General features: G+C 67.0%; 15 protein-coding genes and 4 pseudogenes. 14 read left to right on the top strand and 5 right to left on the bottom strand.

Features of this window, described 5'->3' with window-relative positions:
• The 6 genes and pseudogenes from ACIGJO_RS35500 to ACIGJO_RS35475 all read left to right on the top strand — a co-directional run.
• The coding region (locus ACIGJO_RS35500) for a GvpL/GvpF family gas vesicle protein (protein ID WP_399965532.1) at positions 1-347 on the top strand (347 nt) is incomplete at its 5' end.
• Position 348: 1 nt separating this feature from the next.
• Positions 349-603 carry a gas vesicle protein GvpG gene (locus ACIGJO_RS35495; RefSeq protein ID WP_399965530.1) on the top strand — a complete coding sequence of 85 codons (255 nt, stop codon included), beginning with the start codon at positions 349-351 and terminating at the stop codon, positions 601-603.
• A gap of 7 nt (positions 604-610) precedes the next feature.
• Positions 611-1,381 (top strand): histone protein, encoded by a 771-nt coding sequence (locus ACIGJO_RS35490; protein WP_399965527.1) that lies wholly within the window; start codon positions 611-613, stop codon positions 1,379-1,381.
• Positions 1,382-1,387: 6 nt separating this feature from the next.
• Entirely contained in the window at positions 1,388-2,455 is a 1,068-nt protein-coding gene (locus ACIGJO_RS35485) for an SRPBCC family protein (protein WP_399965525.1), read from the top strand.
• Positions 2,452-2,787: a gas vesicle protein gene (locus ACIGJO_RS35480; RefSeq protein ID WP_399965523.1), complete on the top strand. Its 336-nt coding sequence runs from the start codon at positions 2,452-2,454 to the stop codon at positions 2,785-2,787. Before ACIGJO_RS35485 ends, ACIGJO_RS35480 begins: the two co-directional genes overlap by 4 nt.
• Positions 2,784-3,221, top strand: a pseudogene (locus ACIGJO_RS35475) (GvpL/GvpF family gas vesicle protein); the annotation flags it as partial. The gene ACIGJO_RS35480 and the pseudogene ACIGJO_RS35475, both read left to right, overlap by 4 nt.
• Before the next feature lie 243 nt (positions 3,222-3,464).
• Here ACIGJO_RS35475 and ACIGJO_RS35470 read toward each other — a convergent pair.
• Positions 3,465-3,614, bottom strand: a pseudogene (locus tag ACIGJO_RS35470) (transposase); the annotation flags it as partial.
• A gap of 212 nt (positions 3,615-3,826) precedes the next feature.
• Here ACIGJO_RS35470 and ACIGJO_RS35465 point away from each other — a divergent pair.
• Positions 3,827-4,279: a hypothetical protein gene (locus ACIGJO_RS35465; protein ID WP_399965521.1), complete on the top strand. Its 453-nt coding sequence runs from the start codon at positions 3,827-3,829 to the stop codon at positions 4,277-4,279.
• Positions 4,280-4,355: 76 nt separating this feature from the next.
• Here ACIGJO_RS35465 and ACIGJO_RS35460 read toward each other — a convergent pair whose 3' ends face one another.
• From ACIGJO_RS35460 to ACIGJO_RS35450, 3 genes are all read right to left on the bottom strand, one after another.
• A complete protein-coding gene (locus ACIGJO_RS35460; protein ID WP_399965519.1) occupies positions 4,356-4,937 on the bottom strand; it encodes a recombinase family protein in 582 nt (193 codons plus the stop codon).
• Positions 4,938-5,299: 362 nt separating this feature from the next.
• The gene (locus ACIGJO_RS35455; protein WP_399965517.1) at positions 5,300-6,052 is read right to left on the bottom strand and encodes an IPT/TIG domain-containing protein; all 753 of its coding nucleotides are present in this window, start codon (positions 6,050-6,052) and stop codon (positions 5,300-5,302) included.
• Positions 6,053-7,002: 950 nt separating this feature from the next.
• Positions 7,003-7,227: a Tn3 family transposase gene (locus ACIGJO_RS35450; protein WP_399965515.1), complete on the bottom strand. Its 225-nt coding sequence runs from the start codon at positions 7,225-7,227 to the stop codon at positions 7,003-7,005.
• Positions 7,228-7,238: 11 nt separating this feature from the next.
• Here ACIGJO_RS35450 and ACIGJO_RS35445 point away from each other — a divergent pair, with 11 nt between their 5' ends.
• Together ACIGJO_RS35445 and ACIGJO_RS35440 are read left to right on the top strand one after the other, a co-directional pair.
• On the top strand, positions 7,239-7,586 hold the full coding sequence (locus ACIGJO_RS35445) for a helix-turn-helix domain-containing protein (RefSeq protein WP_399965513.1): 348 nt from the start codon (positions 7,239-7,241) through the stop codon (positions 7,584-7,586).
• A complete protein-coding gene (locus ACIGJO_RS35440) occupies positions 7,562-8,560 on the top strand; it encodes a transcriptional regulator (RefSeq protein WP_399965510.1) in 999 nt (332 codons plus the stop codon). The genes ACIGJO_RS35445 and ACIGJO_RS35440 overlap by 25 nt, the downstream gene beginning before the upstream one ends.
• A gap of 85 nt (positions 8,561-8,645) precedes the next feature.
• On the opposite strand, the gene ACIGJO_RS35435 is transcribed toward ACIGJO_RS35440, so the two are convergent.
• Positions 8,646-11,780: a Tn3 family transposase gene (locus ACIGJO_RS35435; RefSeq protein ID WP_399965508.1), complete on the bottom strand. Its 3,135-nt coding sequence runs from the start codon at positions 11,778-11,780 to the stop codon at positions 8,646-8,648.
• A 72-nt stretch (positions 11,781-11,852) separates the two neighbouring features.
• Between ACIGJO_RS35435 and ACIGJO_RS35430 the strand changes: the two genes are divergently transcribed.
• From ACIGJO_RS35430 to ACIGJO_RS35410, 5 genes and pseudogenes are all read left to right on the top strand, one after another.
• Positions 11,853-12,278: a GvpL/GvpF family gas vesicle protein gene (locus tag ACIGJO_RS35430; protein ID WP_399965506.1), complete on the top strand. Its 426-nt coding sequence runs from the start codon at positions 11,853-11,855 to the stop codon at positions 12,276-12,278.
• A 3-nt stretch (positions 12,279-12,281) separates the two neighbouring features.
• Entirely contained in the window at positions 12,282-12,509 is a 228-nt protein-coding gene (locus tag ACIGJO_RS35425) for a gas vesicle protein (protein ID WP_399965504.1), read from the top strand.
• Positions 12,510-12,541: 32 nt separating this feature from the next.
• A pseudogene (locus ACIGJO_RS35420) lies at positions 12,542-12,785 on the top strand (gas vesicle protein K).
• A gap of 181 nt (positions 12,786-12,966) precedes the next feature.
• Complete coding sequence (locus ACIGJO_RS35415) at positions 12,967-13,422, top strand: Asp23/Gls24 family envelope stress response protein (RefSeq protein ID WP_399965502.1); 456 nt, start codon at positions 12,967-12,969, stop codon at positions 13,420-13,422.
• Positions 13,423-13,533: 111 nt separating this feature from the next.
• Positions 13,534-13,732: pseudogene (locus ACIGJO_RS35410) on the top strand (ISAzo13 family transposase); the annotation flags it as partial.

The raw sequence follows: 13,732 nt of genomic DNA, 5'->3' as shown, positions 1-13,732 counted from the left end.
GGCAGCTCCGGGCCGCCGCGCGGCGGCACCCTGGATATGAGGCCAGTGTCCGGCTGGGCGAGGCCATTGCTGCCGCTCTCACCCGCAGGGCGGCAGCGGCAGGGCAGCGAATTCTACGTGAGCTCGCGCCCAGGGCCCGCGCGGTGGCCGCGGGTCCCGAGGTATCAGGGTGTGCGCTCAATGTGTCCTTCCTCGTAGACCACAGCGAGTCCGACAGCTTCCTCATCGAGGCCCGGAATTGTGCGGAGGCTCACCAGGAGCATGTGGAGCTCCGGCTTGCCGGCCCTCTCCCTTGCTACAGCTTCGTCTCGTCGGAGGCCCGCCCTGCGCCTGTGGGCGGGGAGTGACATGGGGCTGATCACCGGCCTGCTCACGCTCCCCATCGCGCCGGTTCGTGGCGTGGTCTGGGTGGCGGAGAAGCTCCACGACGCTGCTAAGCGCGAGCTGCACGACCCTGCCGTACTGCGCACGCAGCTGTCCATGCTCAATCAAGAACTTGAGGCCGGAGACATCAGCCTGGAGGAGTTCGAACAGGAAGAGGAACGGTTGCTGGATCGGCTGCACGCCGTACGGGTCGACCCGGCACAGACGGATCGAAGGTGACGTGCTCATGGAAGACCAGACCAAGGTGACTCTCGCGGCTGCTCTGGTGGGCGGCTATGTGCTGGGCAGGACCAAGAAAGGGCGGTTGGCTCTCACTGTCGCCACTTACCTGGCCGGTCGGCGTTTCGGCCTGGAGCCCCGCCAGCTCGCTGCGGAAGGCATGCGGCGGCTCGGAGAGGTTCCCCAGTTTGCGGAACTCCAGGACCAGCTCCGGGGTGAGGTTCTCGACGCGGGCCGCAAGGCCGTGACCGCCGCCGCCAACCGCAGCATGAGCTCGTTGGCCGACGCGATTAGCGACCGCACGTCCCGCCTCCTCGAACCTCCGCGTGATGAGGACGAGGACGAGTACGAGGAGACGCCGGACGAAGGCGTGGAGTACGAGGACGAGTACGAGGAAGAGGAACCTGCGGACGACGACGAAGCGGGGGACGAGTACGAGGAGTACGAAGAGGAACCTGGGGATGAGGAGGAAGACGAGGGCGAGCCCGAGGAGGAAGAGGAGGGTGAGCCCGAGGAGCCGGAGAAGAGGAGGAAGCCGAGAAGGCGTGCTTCCCGGCGGGCTGAGTCGCGCACGGCCAAGAGCGCTGCTAACGGTAAGGCCTCCCACGCCAAGCCTGCGAGTAATAAGGCGGCCCCGGCCAAGAAGGCCGCGTCGAAGAGGTCCGCTCCGGCCAAGAAGCCGGCAGGCAAGAAGGCGGCCCCGGCCAAAAAGACGGCAGCAGGAAACTCGTCGTCAGCCAAGCGGGCTGCATCCAAGCGCACCAGTGGTCGGAGGTAGCGAGTCATGACCAGGAGGACGGAAAACGCAGAGCCTGAGGCGGAAGAGTCCGGGATGGGCAGGCTCCGTGAGGAGTTGTCCACCTTCCTCAGCACGCACGTGGAAAAGCTCGCGGAGAAGGCGGGAGAGAAGCTGACGGGCGTCACGGGCCAGCTGACTGATGTCGCGGAGAACGGCGGCTCCCTTCCTGCCATCGGTTCCCGTGTCCTCCAGGGTGATTCGCCGGTGAAGGCATTTGTCTCGGAGAAGGCCAAGGGCGTCAAGGACAACGTTGTGGACAAGGCCAAGGAAGCCTTCGGCGGTGGAAAGGGCAAGCGCAAGGCGAGCGGCGGCAAGGTGATGAACATCATCGAGGTGCTCGATGTGGGAGTGCCCCTGCGTGCCGCTTACGACCACTGGACTCAGTACGACCAGTTCAGCAGTTTCGCCAAGGGGGTGCGAGACGTCTCGATGGACGACGAGATTTCCAGCGATTGGAAGGTCAAGGTAGGACCGTCCTCGCGCAGCTTCAAGGCGACAGTTCAGGAGCAGGTGCCCGACGAACGCATCGTTTGGACATCCGAGGGCGCCAAGGGAACCACGCGGGGCGCCGTGAGTTTCCACGAACTGACACCGTCTCTCACGCGCATCGTCCTGGTCATCGAGTACTACCCTTCCGGGTTCTTCGAGAAGACGGGCAACCTATGGCGTGCTCAAGGACGCCGTGTGCGACTCGACTTCAAGCACTTCCAGCGGTACGTCACCCTCACCGAGGAGGAACCGGAAGCGTGGCGTGGCGAGATCCGCGACGGAGAAGTCGTTGTGTCCCACGAAGAAGCTGTGGAAGAGGAGGAAGCAGAGGACGAGGAAGACTCGGATGCGGAGGACTACGAGGGCGAAGGCGAGGACGAGGATGAGTGGGATGAAGAGGACGGCGACGAGGACGACCTGAGGGACGAGGAAGAGGAAGAAGACGACGACGAAGAAGACGAGGACGACCTGAGGGATGAGGAAGAGGAAGAAGAGGACGAGGCGCCGCGCAGAAGGCGGGCAGCGCCCGCAAAGCAGCGATCGCGGAGGGAGGGCTCGCAGTGACTGACCTCGGCTTCCGCCAGGATGCGTCCCACCCCGTCACCGGGCCGCAGACCACCAACCTCGCCGACATTCTTGAGCGCGTCCTCGACAAGGGCATCGTGATCGCTGGTGACATCAAGATCGATCTTCTCGACATCGAGTTGCTTACCATCCGCCTGCGCCTCTTCGTAGCATCCGTGGACACAGCGAAGAAGGCTGGTATCGACTGGTGGGAGAACGATCCGGCGCTCAGCTCTCATGCGGCACGGAACGCTCTGCAGGACGAGAACCGCGAACTGCGTGAACGCCTGGATGCACTCGAATCCAGGTCCGAAGTTTCGTCCGAGCGATGATCGAAGGAGAACAGAGGCACATGACGGAGCGCAGCCCCGAGGCTTCGGATACGAAGGCCATCTACGTGTATGCGATCTGCCGTGTTGAAGCCCGCCTGGCCCTCGACGGGGTAACCGGGGTCACGTGGGACGAACCTGTCCGTTCCCTGTCCTTTGGGTCTCTCACCGCGATCGTGCAGACCGTTCGGGCAGCTGATTTCACGGATGAGGCATGGCAGGAGCGACTTACGGACGAGACGGAACTCGAACGTTACGCCCGCGCCCACCACGCGGTCGTGTCGGCGGTCGCAGACCACTCGCCCACGGTGCCATTGCCGCTGGCCACGCTGTACCACGGAGAAGACAGGGCCAGACGCGCGCTGAACAACGAGTCGGAGCGCTTTCACACCGCGCTGAAGCGGATTGCGCATCATGCTGAGTGGGGCGTGAAGGTGTACGCGCCGAACCCGCCAGGCGGTGGGCGCGGCGCTCCGGTACCGGCCTTGGGGACCAACGGAACAGTCATTAGCGCTAAGCACTTGATCATGGATGCCGAAGACCCCAGCGTGGTGATTGCTGGGGTCTTCGTCGCGTGTGGGGGGTTCACCCAAGATCGTGGACACCGTGCGTTATGCGGCGAGCGTCACCTTAACCGATCGCCGTTCGAAGGTGATCGGACTGATATTCCCGCCGGCGGCGCGGCGCCGCTCGGCTTCGATCCAGTTGCGCAGCGTGGAGCGGTTCACGCCCAGGTCCTGGGCGATCTCCCGGAGCGTGGCTCCCGGCCGGGACTTGTACATCTGGACGGCGTCCGCCTTGAACTCGGCGGAGTACACCTTCATCACCATGCGTGACCATCTTTCTCTGGATCCTCATGGTCCAGTCTCGGATGGTGTCCACGGTCAAGGGGGAGGCCCCCTGCTGGTGGACCTGCCAGGTCCGCTTGAGCAGGGTGGCGGCGATGCCCTGGCCGCGAGCGTGTTCGGCGACGGCCAGACCGTGGATCTTGGCGACGAACAGGCTCAGGGCCATGGCCTTGTCGGCCGTGTAGCCGTTGTTCATGGCCATGTCGATGAGGGTGCCGGGGGCGGTGGCGGACAGCACGCCGACGGTGCTGTCCTGCTCGTCGGTGGCGACCAGCGTCAGGGAGACGGTGGTCAGGGCCTCGTTCATGGGCCGGTCGGTGAAGGTGCGGGCGGCGGCGTCGTGGTACGCGTTCGTACTGGCTGTGCCGAGCCCGGCGAGCATGGCGGAGGACGCCGAGCCGTCCTCGATGGCGGCCCGTAGGACGGGGATGATCCTGACGCCGTCGCCGGTGGTGGCCATCAGCGCGTTCGCCACCTCGACGTCCTGGCCGCGGGCCAGCCGGACGCGGGTGCCGGCCGGGCCCTGCCAGCCCGCGCGGACGCGGTCGGCGGATAGCGGTGCCTGCCTGGCCTTCTTCGTCGTCTTGCCCATGGTCGGGTTCCCCCCTGTGGTGGAGGGTCAGCCGAGATACGGCCGGAAAGGATAGCGGCGCGAGCCGGACTACCTCCATCAGCGATGCCCGGAGTGGGGGGGAGAGTAGTCGGGGGTCTGCGGCGAGAGTCTCAGGAGCCGACGCGGGCGCGTTCCAGCACCCGGTACACAGTCGCCCGGCTGACGGTGAACAACTCGGCGAGGTCGGCGATGGTGTGCTGGCCGGTGGCATGCTCCTTGACGAGGTGGGCCTGCTGCCGGGCACTCAGCTTGGGTTGCTTGCCCTTCAGCTTCCCCTTGGCACGGGCGACGGCCATGCCCTCGCGGGTCCTCAGCCGAAGAAGATCCACTTCGAATTCGGCGAAGGTGGCCAGGATGTTGAAGAACATCTTGCCCATCGGGTCGGTGGGATCGTAGATCGTCCCGCCGAGGGAGAGGCGGACGTCTCGGGCGACGAGGGAGTCGCCGATGTCGCGGGCGTCGGGCACGGAGCGGGCGAGGCGGTCGAGTTTTGGGACCACGAGGGTGTCGCCGGCGCGTACGGAGGCCAGGGCCTGGTCCAGGCCGGGGCGGTTGCGGTTGGTGCCGGTGAGTCCATGGTCAAGGTAGATGCGGTCTTCGGGGACGCCAAGGCCGAGCAGGGTCTCTTTCTGGGAGGTGAGGTCCTGTGAGTCGGTCGAGCATCGGGCGTAGCCCGTGGACAGTCCGGTCATGGATCAGGAGCGTACGGATAGCCCCCGCTGACCGTACAGATCACCGGACGCCCTAAATGAGACGACTACCGCGCTGGTCGACGCTCCCCGTCATTCAAGATCGCGACTGTCCGTTGGGGGATCCCCCAACGGACACAGGAACGGGACCTCGGTGTCGGGCTATGAACCCCGGGCACGAAGCCGGGGGCTGATCTGGACGGTCATCCTGCCGGACTGGCTGCCAGTCAGGCTAGGGGGAACCTTTCGGCTTGTCCGCAGTGCGGTAAGTCCCCCGTCCGGCCAGGAGCGGGGCGGCTCCTGCCCGGACAGGAGGCCGGAACTCGGGTTGCGGGATCAGGTCGTCGCCGATCCTGGACGGCGGGTCAGATACCGGGACCGTTGACGTAGGTGAAGCCGCCTGCGGCGAAGGCGGTGCCTCCGCTGGTAGTCACGGTGACATTGGAGGGACCGGGGGCGCCGTCCGGGGTGGGCGGGGTGACGACGGACAGGGTGGTGTCGTTGATGACGGCGAACGGTGCGGGTGTGCTGCCGAAGGTGACCGACTGGGTGGTGGTGAGGGCGGTGCCGGTGATGGTCACTGCGGTTCCGCCGGAGGGGGGGCCGGAGTTGGGGCCGAGTGTGCTGATGGTGGGGCCGTCGACGTAGGTGTAGGACAGACCGTTGTTCGTGCCGCCCGCGGTGGTGACGCTGACGCCTACCGGGCCGGCTCCGGCGCCGGCCGGCACGGTGACGGTTAGTTGGGCATCGCTGACCACGGTCGGGGTGGCGGAGACGGCGCCGAAGTGCACGGCGGTCGCGGTGGACAGGCCGGTGCCGTTGATGGTGACCGTGTCGCCGCCCGCGGTGACCCCGGCGACCGGGCTCAGGGCGGACTTGAACGGCGCACCGACGTAGAAGAACGACAGCGGGTTGCTGGTGCCGCCCGGCGTGGTCACGGTCACCGGGACCGTGCCGCTGCCGGAAGGCGAGGTGGAGGTGACCGAGGTGGGTGTGTTGGCGGTGATGGTGGCCGACTTGGTGCCGAACTTAACCGCGGTGACACCGCTGAGGTTGGTTCCGGTGATGGTGACCGTGGTGCCGCCGCCGGTGGATCCCTGATTGGGTGTGATAGGCATGACTGTCTCTTTCGGTTGGGTGGGTGAGGAACGACGAGGGGAACCGGGCAGGATGCCGTTCGTCGTCAGTGAGCGAAAAACGCTTTTCCGCGTCAGAACCGGCCTGGTTGCCGGGGTCTTTGGGCCCGTCGATGAACAACTGACGTGTTTTCAAGACCTCATAGCGATCTGACCAGCAATGTGGCCATGCGAAACTCGCTACTTGTTTCCCGATACGCCCTTTGCCGCCCGCGTTTCGCCATCGTGATCGCGGTTCCCAGGATCTGGGTACGGGCGGTGGCCGGGTCTGCTGCCAGCCCCTGGGAAGGGGAATGGCCCAGACGACGGTCACGGAAAAGTACAGAAAGTTGCATGACGCGCGTCAGGCTGTGTGAGCCACTGCCACCAGCCAGTAGGCAGGCGAGCGACATCAGCGGGTCCCACTGGGCAAGGGATCCCATGACGGCGCCACGACCGCCAACGCACCCTCTGGCTGGGCTCGGATGGTCAGCGGGTAAGCCGACTGACATTCTCCGGACGAGGATGGGCGGCCCACCGGAATTGGACATAATTAGTAGTCCACGGGGGTGAATGCGTTCGCAATAGCCTTGACGCGTAATCACCCGGACAGCGGAGCGCACGACGGCGCAGTATTCGGCGAGACTCAGGAGAGTTGTGAAGTCCGTCCGGGGCGCGGTTCCGGCCTTCCGACCGGCCCGTGTCCCCGGACGGCTCCCGCCCCCGGCCTGCCGTAGCGGGGGCGGGGGAAGGCCCTGCGTCGCGCAAAGGCGTACGCATGGCCTGCTGGCCTGCCGCCTGTTACTCCTCCGCCGCGTTCGGGTCACGCAGGTGCCCGCAAAGAGCCGTCATCGTGCGCCCGGACGATCGGGTACCGGCCATGGATTCCCTTATCTGGACACCTTCGAGCGATGTCGCCCCGGAAGTCTCCCAGCGGTCCCGCTGCCCGCTTCTCAGGCTGCTGCCGGTTCCTCCTCGGCTTCGAAGTCGACGTCCAGGTGCGGGTCGAACGCGTCCGGGCGCACGGTGAGTTCCGTGGTGGCGTACGTGCCGAACCGCATGATGTGGTCGGTCAGGTACGGGCTGATCGCGGCCAGGTCCTCCCCGGTGATCTGCCACCCCTCCGTCTGGAGCTCGCGCACGACCTCCGTGAGGTCCAGCGTCGTATGGAAGATCACGGAAACCCGCGATGGAACAGGCATACACACCCGGGCAGTTGATCAAAGCGGCCCGAGAGCCCCGGCACCTGTCGCAGCAGGACGTGGCCAACGCGCTGAACGCCGCGGCGGGGACCGCGAGCCTGGGACGGCACAGCGTCTACCGGTGGGAAGCCGGGCTGCGGCTGCCCGAAGAATGGTGGCCACTGCTCTGCCGGGTCCTGGACATCGACGAAGACGTCATGGAAGCGGCCATGGCCCGCGCGGTGGCGCTGCGCGGCAAGAACCCGGCCCCCGCTTCCCTCGCCCTGGCCGGCGGCCTCTGGGACCGGGCCGAGGCCGAACGCTCGCGGCCATGCTCGACGGCGACCAGGCGGTGACGGCGGACAACGCGACCACCATCGCCCACGCGTGGCTCGTGACGCCGCCGCCCCAGGTCGTGCACCAGCGCGCCGGCCGCCGGATCGGCGCGGAACTCCTCGACGACCTCGACCAGCGCACCGTCCGGCTACGGCGCCTCGACGACTTCGCCGGCGTCACCGTGCTCCTTCCAGCAGTGATGAAGGAGTTACGGGAGACGGTGCAACTCGCCCGCCAGGCGTCCTACACCGAGGAAACCGGGCGCCGGCTGCTGGCGCTGCTCTCCGAGCAGGCCCAGCTGGCGGGCTGGGTGACCTGTGACACCGGCCGCGTCGACCAGGGCGTGAGTCTCTACCTTGCCGGGGTCAAAGCCGCCCACGCCGCCGGAGACCGCACGCTGGCGGCGCTGAACCTCGGATGTGCGGGATACGCCTACGCCAACAACGGCCGGGCGGCCGAAGGACTCCTGATGGCCCGCTCCGCACTGGCCGGCGGCGAGGGGAGCGCGAGCCCGCTGGAGCACACCCTCCTGCTGGACAAAGTCGCCTGGACAGCTGCCATGGCAGGCGATGCCCGGGAAGCGGAGAGAGCCGTGGGACGCTCGACCGCATCCCACGACCAGGTGGACGACGACGCGGAGCGGCCCGACTGGCTGTACTGGTGCTCACGGGACGAGTCGGACGTGATGGCAGGCCGGGTCTTCACCGAGACCCACCGGCCGCTGCGGGCCGTACCCCTGCTGACGGCCGCACTGGAGCGCTACGACACCACGCACGTGCGGGAAGTGGCGCTGTACTCGTCGTGGCTGGCCCAGGCATACGTCGACGCCAACGAGATCGACGAAGCCGCCGCAGTCGCCGCACGGGTCTACGACCTGGCCGCCGCCTCGGACTCACCGCGGGCCGCCCGCCGCCTGGACACCGTCCTTCACGCGCTCGCCCCGCACCGGGACACGCCCGCGGTGCGCGACCTCCTGGAACGCGCCGCAACGTAGCGGGCAGGCGCACAACCGGGCCAGCGGCCCGGCGGATCACCGCTCCACCCGAAGACTTCCTGATCACGGAGCCACCCCGCGGGGCTCACTCGTCGTGGCCGTCGTCATCGTCGTCGAGGTCGACGGCTTCCGGGTCACGCAGCGGGCGCAGGCCGTCGACCGGCTGGGAGGCGGTGAAGCTGTAGCGGCCCAGGACATTCAGATTCTTGTGCTTGAGCGGGGACAGCCGGGCCACGTCCTCGTCCCTGATGTCGTGGCCCTCGGCGCGGAGCTGGGCGACGGCGGCGTCGATGTACCTCGTCGTCCACAGAACGACCGCATTCAAAACGAGACCCAGCGAGCCCAACTGATCTTCCATCCCGTCCCGGTACGCCTGGTGGATGGTGCCCTTCTTGCCGTGGCAGATCTCGCGGGCCAGCTTGTGGCGGGACTCCTGGACGGTGAGCTGCTTGTGCATCTGGCGCCGGTAGGTGTCGTCCGTGGGGTCGACGACGGCGAGCAGGTGCAGGGTCTTGGCGATCCGCCCGTACTCGGCGAACGCCTGCCCCAGCGGGGTCGGGTGGCCCTCGCGGCCGAACATCCTCAGCAGGTCATAGGCCCTGACCTGGTTGGTGACCAGGGAGCCGGCCACCCGCAGCATGTCCGGCCAGTGCGTGATCACCTTCTTCACGTTCACCTTGTTGCGGGCGATGGCCTCCAGCGGCCCGTACCCGCCTGCCGCCTCGGCGCCGGGCATCTGGGCCTTCCAGAACCGCTGGTCCTCCAGGTCCTTGAAGCGCGGGGAGAAGCGGTAGCCGAGCATCTTGAAGATGCCGAACACCATGTCGGAGTAGGAGGCGTTGTCGGTGGCGACCATCTCCGGCTTCACCCCGCCGTCCAGGTTCAGCAGCGCGTCCAGGATGAACAGGGAGTCGCGCGGGGTGCCGGGCACCACCATCTGCCCGATGCCGATGACCTCGTCATTGATCGCGTTCAGCCAGGTGATGCCCTTCTTCTTCGCGAAGTACTTCGGCGAGGGCGCGGCGTTGATCGTCCGGGTGGGGACGACGAAGCGCAGGCCGTCGACGGAGGCGAGCAGGCCCTTGCCCCAGAACTGCACGATCGGCACCCGGGCCTGGGCCTCGATCAGGGCGGCGTTCGCCGCGGCGATGGTGTCGCTGCGCAGGTAGTACTGATCGACGTGGACCAGCCGGGACCGGGTCAGGGCCTCGTAGCCCGGGTTGATGACCGGCGTCATGCCGATGTTGCACGCCTCCGAGACCAGCAGCGCGACCATCGACGTCGTCAGGTCCTTCATGCGGGTCCTGCCGTCACCCAGGTGCACGAAGGCGTCCAGGAACCCGGTCCAGCCGTTCACCTCGAACAACAGGTCCGGCAGGTCGATCTTCGGCAGCATCTTCTCGACGCGCTCGCGCAGCCACTTCAGCGACTTCGGCTCACCAAGCGCGTGGAGCTTCTCCACGTTCAGCTTCGCCCGCCCGTTCGGCTGCACCTCGATGCTGATCTTCGCGTCCGCGCCGGCCTCCTCCAGCCGCTCAGCCATCTGCCTCCACGTCGCGTCCAGGACTGCCGTCAGCTCCCGCAGGTGTGCTTCGGCGTCCTCGTCCAGGCTCAGGCCCGCCAGGACGTCCTCGCGCACCGCCTCCCACCCCTTGCCCGCCAGCAGGCGGGCGCGCGGGTCGGCCCAGCGGTGCGAGGGAGAGGCGAAGACGTCACGTCGCCGGAGGGCCCCGAAGAGCTGTTCCAGCACGCACACCACGTACGCATCGCGGTCCACCGCCCCCTGCGGCAGGTCCGCGTTCGCGTACACCGCCTTGCGCCAGTGCGACGGGACCAGCTTCTCGTCAACCTCACGCGGCAACAAAGGCTTCTCGCCCACCTTCCGCCGCGACAGCGCCGGGAGCCGCTGCACCCCGGTCAGAATCCGCCTGCCGGCGGGCGCAGCGTCCAGCGCCTTCGACTCACCCAGCAAGGACAGGAACGGCTTGACAGTGTTGTAGCGCAGCGCCAGCGCGCCCCGCAGCGCGGCCTCGGCCGTGTTGTCGTCCTCCGGCACCAGGCTCACCACCGTGACCGCCGCGCTCGACAGCGCCGCCCGGGGCGCGACCTCCTCCAGCGCCGCCCACAACGCAGCCACATCGACGTCGCAGCCGGTCTGCTCGATGAGCTCCAGCTCCTCGATGAACACCGCCGCCGCCCTCGCCACCAGCCGCGATGCCTTCTCCAACTGCGGCAGCGTCGACAGGCGCTCCTTGTCCGTGGACCGCTTCGCGGCACTGATCAACCGGGTGGCCATCAGGATCTCGAACAGGTCCAGCGCGTCGTCGATCGCCTTCGCCTCCAGGTGGCGCATCACCGCGGTGAGCATCGCCGTGCGCTTCGGCTCCGAGGACCTCTCCAGCTTCGCCGCCTTGGTGCCCAGCCCGTAGCGGGCCAGCGCGGACAGCCGGTTCGGCGGGATCTTGTCCAGCTTCACCCGCCCCAGCTGGAAGGCGGCGATGTCCTCGACCCGCTGCAACGCGCCCCTCATCGCCGTGCCCGTGGTCCGCGTCGGCGGGCGGCGCATCCGCTCCAGCTCCGAATACCGCTTGCCCTCCGGCGTCTTCAGCGTGGCCACCAGGTCCCCGGGCAGCGCCGCGTCCGCCCGCCGGACCTCCTTGGCTACCGTGGCGTGCAGCCGTTCCTCCGCGATCCTGCGGACCTCGGCGACCTGCCGGGCCAGCACGCTCACCCCCGGCAGCAGCACCCGGTTGCGGCGCAGCCAGCCCACCGAATGATCGAACAGAGCCTTCGGCCCCTCGGCGTGCGCCGTCCATGCCCGCCCGTGCAGGAACGCCCGGAACTTCCGGCCCTGAGCGTGGTCCTCGTACAGGTGGTAGCCGTACGCCTCACGTATCTCCCACGCGTGCTCGTATGCCGTCATCTGCCGCTCGGTGTACCGCTTGATCTGAGAGGCATCCTCGATCTCCAGCTGCGCGGCCAGGTGCTCCACCACCGGCCACGGCACGGCCAAGGGGTCTTCCAGGAACAGCCCGATGTACCTCACCGTGCACATCTGGAGGGCGAAGCCGAGGCGATTGTGGTCACCGCGCCGCTTCGCGACCAGCTTCCGGTCCTCGTCATCAAGGAAGAAGAACCGTTCCAGCTCGGGTCTCGTCGGCTCATCCGCGAACGATCCGAACGCGGTGGCCTGCTCATCAGTCAAAAATTCCACGGGCATATCGCGGACGTAACCAGCCGCGGCAAGCGAACGTGGATCTTCTGCTGAACACCCCCGACGAGCCGATCACGTGTGCTAAACGACCAAGATCAAGTGCTTAGCGCTAATGGCTGTTCCGTTGGTCCCCAAGGCCGGGTACAGCGGTCGAGCGCTCCAGTTGACCGGGCCCGTCCGGATCCGGGAGCGGGGCGGGCCTACTTGGACCACAAACGGAACCTGCAGGCGCAACGTGAGCGGCGACAGGAGGATTCTCTGCGCATCGCCGAGGCCGTGGATGCGGACGTGAGCCGAATCGCCAAAGCGTCCCGCCGACTCCGGCCGCACGGTCACGGAGTCGTCGGCGACCACGGGGTTCAGGTTCTCAACGCCACCTATCTGGTCGCAGAGCACCGGTCTGCCGAACTGCATGTGCTGGCCAGGATTTTACGAGAACGGACCGGCGCGTCGATCGAAGTTTCGGGCCCGTGGGTCCCCTACTCCTTCGTGGGTGAGGTGTAAGTCGTGACGCACGATGTGGTTCCGTGGGACAGCCCGGGCGCCCTCACCGGCCCCATCGGGGTGCCGCTGGTCGATCTCCTGGACCGGGTCCTGGCGACCGGGGTCGTCGTCAGCGGGGACTTGGTCATCGCAATCGCCGATGTCCCGCTCGTACGGTTGTCGTTGCATGCCTTGCTGTCGTCCGTCAATGAACGCGTACCTGCCCCGTGGGCAGACAGCGGGCCACTGTGACGACCTCACGAGTCGACCTGGACTCCGAGCGGATGGGGCGTGACCTCGTCACCCTGGTCCTCACCGTAGTCGAGTTGCTCCGCCAGTTGATGGAACGGCAGGCCCTGCGCCGCATCGAACAGGGCGACCTCACCGATGATCAGACCGATGAGATCGGCACGACGCTCATGCTGCTCGACCAGCGAATGACGGAGCTCTGCGAGGCAGCACGGAGTACGTCCGGAAGACCTCAATCTCGACCTGGGGCCGCTCGGCAGTCTTCTGCCCCGGAGTTGACGGCGGGATCGGGAAGGGCAGCCCGCTCACGGTGAGTCGCGGGGCGGTAGCCGATGAATTCGTCTACACCCACCCGAATGGCGGAGGGTCGACTTCCGGAGCACAGTGGAACTAGGGGTTGGCGGAAGATATCCGTTCAGTACGGTCCGCCCCTTACGGAACAACACTGTGCGAGGAACTCATGGCGACGAACGATATTCAGAGCGGCACTGCACTGGGAACGAGTGACGCATCGGGCAGAACCCGAGGGACCCTTGTGATTGCGGACACTGTGGTCTCGACGATCGCCGGAATAGCTGTGCGCGAGACCGATGGAGTTCACTCTGTCGGCGGGGGCGCCTCGCGGGCTCTGGGGGCGGTCAAGGACAAGGTGTCCCGCTCCAACGACCCCGGCCGTGGGGTGAGGGTGGAGGTAGGTGAAAAGCAGGCCGCTGTCGACGTCGACATCGTGGTGGAGTATGGCATTCCCATCCAAGAGGCCGCGAATAATATCCGAATCCACGTCACGGACGCAGTCGAGACCATGACTGGCCTGGAAGTTGTCGAGATCAACATCAAGGTACTTGACGTCTACGTACCGGGATCCGACGACGACGAAGACAGGGAGAGTGCTGCCGCGAAGTCCCGGGTCCAGTGAGTGGGCGCACGGGCGCCACGCGGTGGCTTCCAGATGCAATCATGCACCAGCTCGTAAGGGCTCGTAAAGAATCAACACGTTGCTTCACGGTCTCCCTGTCGTTGGTGTGGTATGCGCATACCGAGTGAGGTTCGTGACCAACTTGCCCTGAGATTCGGAGTGTTGTTCCCTCATCTGAATGAGCGGCAGCAGCGGTTGGCGCTGGCCGCCGAGGCCCGGCTGCTGGGGCACGGTGGGGTCCGGGCCGTCGCGCGTGCCGCAGGGGTGAGCGAGACGACGGTGCGGAAGGGTGTCTTCGAGTTGGAGGGCG

The sequence above is a fragment of the Streptomyces sp. NPDC079020 genome, from assembly GCF_044542225.1.
Classification (GTDB): Bacteria; Actinomycetota; Actinomycetes; order Streptomycetales; family Streptomycetaceae; genus Streptomyces.
This window is presented reverse-complemented; position numbering and strand designations above follow the sequence as displayed.

What these genes read in the sequence shown, in the direction of transcription:
- ACIGJO_RS35495 (WP_399965530.1), top strand. Translation starts at nt 349, where the DNA reads ATGGGGCTGATCACCGGCCTGCTCACGCTCCCCATCGCGCCGGTTCGT.
- ACIGJO_RS35490 (WP_399965527.1), top strand. Translation starts at nt 611, where the DNA reads ATGGAAGACCAGACCAAGGTGACTCTCGCGGCTGCTCTGGTGGGCGGC.
- ACIGJO_RS35485 (WP_399965525.1), top strand. Translation starts at nt 1,388, where the DNA reads ATGACCAGGAGGACGGAAAACGCAGAGCCTGAGGCGGAAGAGTCCGGG.
- ACIGJO_RS35465 (WP_399965521.1), top strand. Translation starts at nt 3,827, where the DNA reads ATGGCCATGTCGATGAGGGTGCCGGGGGCGGTGGCGGACAGCACGCCG.
- ACIGJO_RS35460 (WP_399965519.1), bottom strand. Translation starts at nt 4,937, where the DNA reads ATGACCGGACTGTCCACGGGCTACGCCCGATGCTCGACCGACTCACAG.
- ACIGJO_RS35455 (WP_399965517.1), bottom strand. Translation starts at nt 6,052, where the DNA reads ATGCCTATCACACCCAATCAGGGATCCACCGGCGGCGGCACCACGGTC.
- ACIGJO_RS35445 (WP_399965513.1), top strand. Translation starts at nt 7,239, where the DNA reads ATGGAACAGGCATACACACCCGGGCAGTTGATCAAAGCGGCCCGAGAG.
- ACIGJO_RS35440 (WP_399965510.1), top strand. Translation starts at nt 7,562, where the DNA reads ATGCTCGACGGCGACCAGGCGGTGACGGCGGACAACGCGACCACCATC.
- ACIGJO_RS35435 (WP_399965508.1), bottom strand. Translation starts at nt 11,780, where the DNA reads ATGCCCGTGGAATTTTTGACTGATGAGCAGGCCACCGCGTTCGGATCG.
- ACIGJO_RS35415 (WP_399965502.1), top strand. Translation starts at nt 12,967, where the DNA reads ATGGCGACGAACGATATTCAGAGCGGCACTGCACTGGGAACGAGTGAC.